10 protein-coding genes are annotated in these 9,095 nt (G+C 73.1%); 3 read left to right on the top strand and 7 right to left on the bottom strand.

What is annotated here, in order from left to right; genetic code table 11:
• Window positions 1-49: 49 nt before the first annotated feature.
• Together C1J01_RS42750 and C1J01_RS42745 are read right to left on the bottom strand one after the other, a co-directional pair.
• On the bottom strand, window positions 50-1,927 hold the full coding sequence (locus C1J01_RS42750; protein WP_235855046.1) for a P-loop NTPase family protein: 1,878 nt from the start codon (window positions 1,925-1,927) through the stop codon (window positions 50-52).
• Window positions 1,928-1,983: 56 nt separating this feature from the next.
• The gene (locus tag C1J01_RS42745) at window positions 1,984-2,406 is read right to left on the bottom strand and encodes a MerR family transcriptional regulator (protein WP_111184749.1); all 423 of its coding nucleotides are present in this window, start codon (window positions 2,404-2,406) and stop codon (window positions 1,984-1,986) included.
• Between the two features lie 39 nt (window positions 2,407-2,445).
• Here C1J01_RS42745 and C1J01_RS42740 point away from each other — a divergent pair, with 39 nt between their 5' ends.
• Entirely contained in the window at window positions 2,446-3,057 is a 612-nt protein-coding gene (locus C1J01_RS42740) for a class I SAM-dependent methyltransferase (RefSeq protein ID WP_111184748.1), read from the top strand.
• Here C1J01_RS42740 and C1J01_RS42735 read toward each other — a convergent pair.
• Window positions 3,049-3,645 carry a TetR/AcrR family transcriptional regulator gene (locus tag C1J01_RS42735; protein ID WP_111184747.1) on the bottom strand — a complete coding sequence of 199 codons (597 nt, stop codon included), beginning with the start codon at window positions 3,643-3,645 and terminating at the stop codon, window positions 3,049-3,051. The two genes, C1J01_RS42740 and C1J01_RS42735, sit on opposite strands and share 9 nt — an antisense overlap.
• 56 nt (window positions 3,646-3,701) lie before the next feature.
• Between C1J01_RS42735 and C1J01_RS42730 the strand changes: the two genes are divergently transcribed.
• Window positions 3,702-4,502, top strand: coding sequence for an SDR family NAD(P)-dependent oxidoreductase (locus tag C1J01_RS42730; protein WP_111184746.1), 801 nt, complete (start codon window positions 3,702-3,704; stop codon window positions 4,500-4,502).
• Here C1J01_RS42730 and C1J01_RS42725 read toward each other — a convergent pair.
• The 4 genes from C1J01_RS42725 to lhgD all read right to left on the bottom strand — a co-directional run bounded on the left by C1J01_RS42725 (window position 4,499) and on the right by lhgD (window position 8,532).
• Complete coding sequence (locus C1J01_RS42725) at window positions 4,499-5,155, bottom strand: response regulator transcription factor (RefSeq protein ID WP_111184750.1); 657 nt, start codon at window positions 5,153-5,155, stop codon at window positions 4,499-4,501. The genes C1J01_RS42730 and C1J01_RS42725 overlap by 4 nt on opposite strands.
• A 65-nt stretch (window positions 5,156-5,220) precedes the next feature.
• Window positions 5,221-6,633, bottom strand: a complete 1,413-nt coding sequence (locus C1J01_RS42720) for a sensor histidine kinase (protein ID WP_111184745.1) — start codon at window positions 6,631-6,633, stop codon at window positions 5,221-5,223.
• Window positions 6,633-7,325, bottom strand: a complete 693-nt coding sequence (locus C1J01_RS42715) for a response regulator transcription factor (protein WP_111184744.1) — start codon at window positions 7,323-7,325, stop codon at window positions 6,633-6,635. Before C1J01_RS42715 ends, C1J01_RS42720 begins: the two co-directional genes overlap by 1 nt.
• A gap of 16 nt (window positions 7,326-7,341) precedes the next feature.
• Window positions 7,342-8,532 (bottom strand): L-2-hydroxyglutarate dehydrogenase, encoded by a 1,191-nt coding sequence (lhgD, locus tag C1J01_RS42710; RefSeq protein WP_235855045.1) that lies wholly within the window; start codon window positions 8,530-8,532, stop codon window positions 7,342-7,344.
• Between the two features lie 71 nt (window positions 8,533-8,603).
• On the opposite strand from lhgD, the gene C1J01_RS42705 reads away from it, so the two are divergent.
• Window positions 8,604-8,966 carry a hypothetical protein gene (locus C1J01_RS42705; RefSeq protein ID WP_111184742.1) on the top strand — a complete coding sequence of 121 codons (363 nt, stop codon included), beginning with the start codon at window positions 8,604-8,606 and terminating at the stop codon, window positions 8,964-8,966.
• Window positions 8,967-9,095 lie beyond the last annotated feature (129 nt).

The raw sequence follows: 9,095 nt of genomic DNA, 5'->3' as shown, positions 1-9,095 counted from the left end.
GCGTCCACCCGAGCGTCGAGCGACGGCCCCTCCTTACGCCGCAGCAGCTTCACGACGCCTCCTCCGGTCCGGCCTCGCCCCGCCCACGAGAGTGGCGCCCCTCCCCGGGCACCGGCAACTCCGCCGTGGACGCGTCATCGTCCTGCGGCCCCACGCTGGGCTGCACCGGGAGCTCCAGGGTTCCCGTGCCGCTTCGCCCGCCTGGTTCCTGCGCCGGCAGGGCGGTGGCGGCCGGGAGGGTGGTGCGGTGGTGGCGGATCTGGCGGGCGGCTTCGCGCAGGGCCTTCGACGTGCCTTTGGGAGGCTCGACGGTTTCGAGGACGGCGGTGAAGCGGGCGGCCTCCTCGTCCAGGAGGGTGCGCACTCGTTCGCGCAGGTCGTCGCGTGCCCGGATGGTGAGCGTGCGCACCGCCTGGTCGCCGAAGACGGCTTCCAGCAGCTTCTGCGACAACACGCTCGTCCCACCGGCGATCCCCACCTCGATCCCGGTCAGCCCGCCCGTGGAGGCGAACACGGCCAGCATGAGCAGCAGCCCGGCGCCGTTCACGCCGAACGACGCCACCCGGGCCGCCGTACGGCGCTCGCTCCCTTCCTCGCGTACGAGATCGAGGACGAACTCCTGCCACCCCCGCACCGCCGCCTCGGCACGCTTGGGCAGGTCGGGAGAGGCGCGGCCGAGACGGGCGGCCTCGACGGCGCCGAGGCGTTCGAGCAGGCCGGGGCCTCCGGGCGCGGCGGACCAGCCCTCCAGGGCCCGCTCGGCGGCCCCGTCGGCGGCGCCCCTGATGAGGGACTCCACGCCGCTCTCCAGGGCGTCGCGCAACTGCGCCTCCGGCACCTTGCCGGTGAAGAAGCCGACGAGCCGGTCGCGGATGCGGCCCACCCGGGTCTCCAGGGAGCGCATGAGGTCGCCGGTGCCGATGAAGTCCTGCCAGCGGGCCAGCACCTCGCCCCGCAGCAGCGACCCGTCGCGCATGCCCGCGTCGAAGTCGGCCATGCCGCCCGCGTACGCGCCCGCGACGATGGAGCGCAGCCCGTCGAAGGCGGCCTGCTGGCGTTCGACGGCGTCGGCCAGCGCCGGGACCCGGGTGGACAGGCTGTCGAGCGCCCCGGAGAGCGTCTGGCGTACGACGCGGGACCTCTCTGCGGCGTCGGCGGCCAGCTCGGCGAGCCAGGACGAGATGGGCTCGACGTACGACGCGGGCAGCCGGGCCTTCTCGTCGGGCAGCGGAGCCTCGGGGACGGTGAACAGGCGGGTGCCCTCCAGGCCGTTCTCGGCGAGGAGGCGGGTGAGGTCGCGGGAGACCGGCTCCACCGCGTCAGGCGGCACCCGGTCGAGGACGACGGCCAGCGCGGTGCTGCGTTCGCGGGCCGAACGCAGGAAGCTCCACGGCACCTCGTCGGCGTACCGTGCGGCGGTCGTGACGAACAACCACAGGTCGGCGGCGGCCAGCAGTTGCGCGGCGAGCTCGCGGTTGGCGGTCACCACGGAGTCGATGTCGGGCGCGTCGAGCAACGCCAGCCCCTCTCCGAGCGTCCCGGAGGTGACCACGCGCAGCGCGCCGGGCCCGGCGCCGGTGGCGCGGGAGAGGCCGGGCAGCACGTTCTGGCCCATGAACCAGGTCCGGTCGGCCGCGCTGACCACGAGCGTGGGCACCAGCGTGGTGGGCCGCAGCACGCCCGGCTCGGTCACGTCGGCCCCGACCAGCGAGTTGACCAGCGTGGACTTGCCGGCCCCGGTGGAGCCGCCGACGACGGCGAGCAGCGGCGCGTCGATGGCGCGCAGCCGGGGCAGCAGGTAGTCGTCGAGCTGGCCGGTCAGCTCGCGCAACGCGCGGCGGTCCGCCCCGGCCTCGCCCACGGCGAGCGGGAACAGGTCGCGGTCGAGCGGCCGGCGCAGCGACTCCAGCGCACCCAGCAGGTCCATACCGATCACGCTACCCACGGCAGGCCCTCTTCAGCGGTCCACCGCCGGGGCGACCTTCAGTGGTGGGTGTGGGCTTCCCTGAGGGGCTTGCCGGACAACCGGGCGGCGGCGATGGCGCGGAACGTCGGGCAGTCGTGGACGTCCGGGTGGCCGCAGCGCAGCGCGTGGTCGAGGGCGTCGCGGGCGGCCTGTGCCGTGGCGATCTGGTCGTCGAGCTCGGCCTGCTTGCGCCGGGCCAGCCGCCGCCACTCGCCGGGGTCGGCGGGGCGGGCGGCGGCGAGCGCCTTCTGCTCCTCCAGCGAGAACCCGGCGTCGCGCAGCAGCAGGATGGCCCCGACCAGCGCGACCGCCGACTCGGGGTAGCGCCGCTGCCCGGAGACCCGGGTGGCGGGCAGCAGCCCGACGGTGTCCCAGTAGCGCAGCGCGGAGGCGGCGACGCCGGTGCGCCGCGCCAACTCGCCGACGGTCAGCTCGGTCATCTTGCCTTCAAGCCTACGTGAAGGGGTTGGCTGCGGGTCATGGACATCAGACGCATGATCGTGAACCAGTTCGGCCACCCCAGAGGCGCGGCCGGGCGCGTGGTGGGCTGGGTGATGGCGCACCGGCCGTCCAACCGCCGGCGTAACGTCTGGGCGGCCGGGCTGCTCGACGTCCGGCCCGGCGACAGGGTTCTGGAGATCGGGTTCGGCCCCGGCGTGGCGGTCGCCGAGTTGAGCCGCCGGGTCGGCGAGTCGGGGCACGTCCACGGGATCGACCGTTCCGCCGTGATGCTCCGGCAGGCGTCCAGGCGCAACGCCGCCGCCATCAGGTCCGGCCGGGTCACCCTCACGCTGGGCGAGGCGGAACGGCTGCCGCTCGACGGCCCGTTCGACGCCATCCTGGCCGTCAACACCCTCGGCCACTGGACGGCGCCGGCCGAACGGCTCGCGGACCTGCGCGCACGGCTCGCGCCCGGCGGGCGCATCGCCATCGTCTCCCAGCCGCGCGCCAAGGGAGCAACCAGGGACACCTCGTTGGAGGCCGCCCGCCGGATCGGCGACCTGCTCGTGGCTGCGGGGTTCAGCGGGACGCGGACCGAGCTGCTCGACCTCGACCCGCCCGCCGCCTGTGTGCTGGCCGACTCACCCTGACGCGGGGTCGACCAGGACCTGGAAGAGCGACCCGATCCGCCGCGCGAGCTCCTCCGGTTCCTCTTCCACCAGCGCCGTCGTGCCGAGGACGCTGCGCATCAGCCACACTCCCGCCTGGACGGCGAGCATCAGCTCCGCCCCGACCCCGTCGGACAGCTCCTCGGTGAGGTGCCGCCCGGCATGCCGGGCGATCGCCTCGCGCATGATCGCGGCGGCGCTCGGGTCGGCCGCGGACCTCAGCAGGAGCAGGAACGGCCCCAGCTCCTCCGCGTCCGGGGCCGTCCGCGTCACCAAGGCCCGCGCGGTCGCGCCGGGCAGGTCCGCGCCGGTGCCGGAGATCACCGTGCGCGGGGCGAAGGCCACGTCGACGGCCTCGGCGAACAACCGTTCCTTCGACCCGAAATAGCGGTTGATGAGCATCGCGGTCACGCCCGCGTTCCTGGCGATGTCGCGTACGCCCACCCCGTCGTATCCGTGCCGGGTGAACGCGGCGACGGCCGCGTCCAGGATGGCCTGCCGGGTGGCGGCGGCGTCGCGGCGGCGCGCGCCGCGGCCTCCCGGCTCGGTCGGGTCGGTGCGGTCAGTCATGTCTACAAGTGTAGACTCAGCACAGAAGTCTACGACCGTAGACATGGGAGGACACCATGGATCTGCACCTGACAGGCAAGCGCGCGCTCGTCACCGGCGCCAGTTCCGGCCTCGGCGAGGCCATCGCCAAGGCGATGGCCGCCGAGGGCGCCGACGTCGTCGTCCACGGCCGCGACCGCGCCCGTGCCGAGGCCGTCGCCGCCGCCGTCCGCGCCGCGGGCGGCACCGCCGGCACCGCCATCGGCGACCTGACCACCGACGCGGGCGCCGACGCCACGGCCGAGGCGGCGCTCGCCGGCGGCCCGGTCGACATCCTGGTCAACAACGCCGGCGTCTACCCCAGCCGTACGTGGGACGAGGCGACCGCGGACGACTGGCGCGACCTCTACGAGACCAACGTCATCTCCGTGGTCCGCATGATCAAGCGGCTGCTCCCCGCCATGCGCGGACGCGGATGGGGCCGCTTCATCCAGATCGGCGGCGGGCTCGCCCTGCAGCCGGGCGCCGACCTGCCCGACTACAACGCGAGCCTGGCCGCCCGCCACAACCTCACGGTGTCGCTGGCCCGCGAGCTGAAGGGCAGCGGAATCACCTCCAACACCGTCGCCCCCGGCGCCATCCTGGTCGACACCGCCCAGCGGCACTTCACCGGCCTCGCCGCCGCCCGCGGCTGGGGCGAGACGTGGGAGGAGATCGAACGCAAGGTGGCCGAGGAAGTGGTGCCCAACGACATCGGGCGGATGGGCCGGCCGGAGGAGATCGCCGCCGCGGTCCTCTACCTCAGCGGCCCGCTCGCCGACTACGTGACCGGCACCACGCTGCGCGTGGACGGCGGCACCGTCCTGGGCGTCCACTAACCGGCGGGCGGCTCCCGCAGCACGTAGCCGACGCTGCGCAGGGTGTGGATGAGGCGGGGCTCGACGTCGTCCACCTTGCGCCGCAGGTACGACACGTACGACTCCACGACGCCCGCGTCGCCGCCGAAGTCGTAGTTCCACACGTGGTCGAGGATCTGCGCCTTCGACAACACGCGCCCGGCGTTGACCATGAAGTAGTGCAGCAGCTTGTACTCGGTGGGCGACAGGCGCACCTGGCGGCCGCCGCGCCAGACCTCGCGCGACTCCTCGTCCAGCTCCAGGTCGGCGACCTTCAGCCTGCTGACGGGCGCGGCCTCCCCCTGCGTACGCCGCAGCACGGCCCTGATCCTCGCCTGGACCTCCTCCAGGCTGAACGGCTTGGTCACGTAGTCGTCGCCGACCCGCAGCCCCGCGATCTTGTCCTCGGTGGCGTCGCGCGCGGACAGGAACAACACGGGCGCGGAGATCCGCCTGGCCACCTCGAACCCGTCGAGGTCGGGCAACATCACGTCGAGCACCACGAGGTCGGGCGAGGCGCGCTCGGCCACCTCCACGGCCTCCTGCCCGTCGGCGGCGGTGAGCACCTCGAACCCGGAGAAGCGCAGGCTGGCGGAGAGCAGATCCCGGATGCTGGGCTCGTCGTCCACGACCATGATCAGCGCCTCGGGTTTCGTCACCTACTCAGCGTGACGCAACGACCTGAAATTTTCCTGAACGCTCACTCCAAGGCGAGTGGGAGTTCCACGCGGAAGGTCGAGCCGGACTCGGGCGAGCTCTCGACCGTGACGACGCCGTCGTGGGCCTGGACGAGCGCCTGGACGATGGCCAGCCCCAGGCCGCTGCCCCGGTCCTCGGCGGAGCGGCGGCGCGAGCGGGCGGAGTCGGCGCGGTAGAAGCGTTCGAAGACCCGCTCGATCTGCTCGGGGGTGAGGCCGGGGCCGTTGTCGACGACCTCGATGAACAGGGTCTCGGCGTCCGCCCCGGCCCGCACGATGATCGGCGAGCCGGGCTCGGTGTGCACGATGGCGTTCGTGACGAGGTTGCTGATGACCTGGCGCAGGCGCACCTCGTCGCCGGAGACGATGAGGGCGGCGCCGCCGACCACGTCCAGCTTGATCACCCGTTCGGGGGCGAGGATCCTGGCCTCCTGCACGGCGTCGGCGGCCAGGGCCAGCATGTCCACCGGGCGGGTCTGGAGCGGCCGCTGCTGGTCCACCCTGGCCAGCAGCAGCAGGTCGTCCACCAGCACGCTCATCCGGCCGGCCGCCTGCTCGACGCGCTGCATGAGCTCGGCGGGGTCGGCGCCGGGGTTCTGGCGGGCGTACTCGGCGAAGCCCAGGATCGACGTCAGCGGGGTGCGCAGCTCGTGGGAGGCGTCGCCGACGAACTCGCGCATGCGCAGCTCGGAGCGCCGGGCCGCGGCCTCCGACTCCGACCGCGCCGCGAACGCCGTCTCGATCTGCGCCAGCATGCCGTTCAGCGACGTGGCCAGGCGGCCCACCTCGGTACGGGGGTCGCCGTCCGGCACCCGGCGGCCCAGCTGGCCGCCCGCGATGGCCTCGGCCGTGCGCTCGATCTGGGCGAGCGGGCGCATGCTGCGCCGGACGATGGTGATGCCGACCACGGCGAGGATGAGCAGTGTGCCGCCGCCGCCGAGCAGCTCGATGAGCACGAGCCGGGTGGTGATGGCGTCGACCTCCTCCAGGTCGACCGCGACGACGAGCGTGCGGCGCTGCACCTCGCTCTCCAGCACCCGCCACTGGCCGTCGCCGCTGGCGGCCGGCGCCGTGTAGGGGTCGTCGCCCGGCGAGGACGACAGCACCGGCTTGGGCTTCAGGTCGACGTCGCGGTCGTCGAGCATCGGCTCGAACGCGCCGCCGGGCTCCCTGACCAGCACGATCGCGTCCGACTCGATGGTGATCGGCCGGTCGGCGGTCTCGCGGTCCTTCTTCCAGTCGCTCAGCACCTTCTTGTGCATGCGGACGCTGAGCAGGCTGAGCTGGCTGTCGACGCGGTCGAGGAGGTAGCCGTGCAGCACCGAGACGCTCACCAGGCCGATGAAGCTCAGGCCGAAGCCGAGCAGCGCCAGCATGGCCGCGATCAGCTTGATCCGCAGCGGCAGGCCGCGCATCAGGGGCCCGGTGGCAGGCGCAGGACGTAGCCGACTCCGCGCAGGGTGTGGATGAGCCGGGGGCTGCGATTGTCGATCTTCCGGCGGAGCACCGACACGTACGACTCGACGATGCCCACCTCGCCGCGGAAGTCGTAGTCCCACACGTGGTCGAGGATCTGCGGCTTGGACAGCACCCGGCCGGGGTTGGTCATGAAGTAGCGCAGCAGCTTGAACTCGGTCGGCGACAGTGCGACCGCGTGCCCGCCGCGCCACACCTCGTGGCTCTCCTCGTCCAGCTCGATGTCGGCGAACGTCAGCCGGGGCGGCGCCGCCTGCCCGTCGCCGCTGGTGCGGCGGAGCACCGCCTGGATGCGGGCGACGACCTCCTCCAGGCTGAACGGCTTGGTCACGTAGTCGTCACCGCCGATGGTGAGACCACGGATCTTGTCCTCGGTCTCGTCGCGGGCGGTCAGGAACACGACCGGCGTGCGCATCCCGCCGCCGCGCATCCGCTTGACGATCTCGAACCCGTCGAGGTCGGGCAACATCACGTCGAGCACCATCAGGTCGGGACGGTGCCGTTGAACGGCTGCGACGGCGTCCTGTCCGCTTTTGGCGGTGGTCACGTCGAAACCCGCGAACCTCAGGCTCGCGGCGAGGAGTTCGAGGATGTTGGGGTCGTCCTCGACGATCAGCAGGCGTGATTCCATCACCCCTAGGATGCCCTCATCGGACGAGTGCTGGGACAATTCCGGCAACATGCCGGGCGATGGCCAGACTCGACGTGGCCGCCGGCGAAGGGGCGTTCCTGACGAGCACCACCCGGCCCTCGACGTCCACCACGAAGTCGTCCACCAGGCCGCCGTCCCTGGCCACGGCCTGCGCGCGGACGCCGCCGGGAGCCGGGACGAGGTCGGCCGCGGTGAGCTCGGGCACGTACCGCCGGGCGCCCTTGAGGAACGCGCTCTTGACCAGCGAGCCGTAGGTCTCCCTGATCCCGGTGCGCCAGTGGGCCCTGGCCATGCGCAGCGTCCCCGGCCAGCCGAGGATCCGCCCTGCGTCGCGGAGACCGCGCCCGTCGTACGCCTCGTAGGCGAGGGCGAGCACCGCGTTCGGGCCGACCAGGACCTCGCCGCCGATCTGCCGGGTCAGGTGGACGCCGAGGAACGGGTAACGCGGGTCGGGCACCGGGTAGATCAACCCCCTGACCAGGTCCTTCGCCGCTCCCTGGAGGGCCTGGAACTCGCCCTTGAACGGCACGATCCGCACCTCGCCCGGCACGCCGGCCATCCGGGCCACCGCGTCGGTGCCCAGCCCGGCGCACACCACCAGATGGTCGAAGGCGAACCTGCGCTCCCCGGCCAGCACCTCCACCCGTCCGGCGCGTTCCCTGACCGCCCTGACGGGGTGTGACAGCTGGACGGAGCCGCCCAGCTCGGCCACGTCCTGGGCGAGCCGTCGGGCGACGGCGGGGAAGTCGCAGACGGCGGTGTGCGGTGAGTGCACGGCGGCCACGCCGACCGCGTGCGGCTCGATCTCGCGCAGCCCGAGCGCGTCCAGCTCGGCGATGCCCGGCACGCCGTTGGCCCGCGCCCGCTCGGCCAGCGCGCGCAGCTGCGGGCGCTCGGCGCGGGTGGCGGCCACGACCAGCTTGCCGAGCTCGGCGTACGGCAGTCCGTGGGCGGCGCAGTACTCCTTGAGCAGCGCCACGCCCTCGCGGCAGAGCCTGGCCTTGAGCGAGCCCGGCTGGTAGTAGATGCCCGCGTGCACGACGCCGCTGTTGTGGCCGGTCTGGTGGGCGCCGACGCGCTCCTCCTTCTCCAGCACGGTCACCTCGGCACCCCTGGAGGCGGCCAGCTCGCGCGCCACCGCCAGCCCGACGATGCCCGCGCCCACGATCCCGATCTTCTCCGTCACACCTCGATTTTCCGACTTACCGCCGCATACCGCCATATCGGGGCGAATCGAACATGAGTACGATGTTTTCCATGTACGTCCCGCCGGAGTGGCCCGCCGAGGTCCGCCCGCCCAGCGTTCCCGACTGGGAGACCTCGGCCGTGGCCTGGCTGCTCGACGCGGTGCCGCCCGACTACCGGGCGTACGAGGTGCTCAGGCGGCACCCGGTGGCGCTGGCCGCGATGGCCCGCCACCACGTGAACTCGGCCGTCGAGGCCGCGCGCGCCGGATACCGGGCGGCGGCGGTGGACCTGAAGGGCCACCTGCCGCCGCACGCCATCGAGGCCGTCCTCGACACCTACCGCCAGGAGGGGCCCCGACTGGTGCGCCTGTCCCGCTCGATCGCCGCCGTCGAACGCGCCCTCCGCGGCGACCTCTTCACCTCCCGCCACTGACCCTCACCCCGCCCGGCGGGGCTTTTCATCCTTTACGACCGCCCGTGGTTCTTCATTCTTCACGGCTGCGCCCGGTGGGCCCCACCCACCGACGCGGCTTCCCGACCTTCCAGGGAGACGCTCACCACC

The sequence above is a fragment of the Nonomuraea aridisoli genome (genome assembly GCF_003236395.1).
In the GTDB taxonomy this organism is placed as follows: Bacteria; Actinomycetota; Actinomycetes; order Streptosporangiales; family Streptosporangiaceae; genus Nonomuraea; species Nonomuraea aridisoli.
This window is presented reverse-complemented; position numbering and strand designations above follow the sequence as displayed.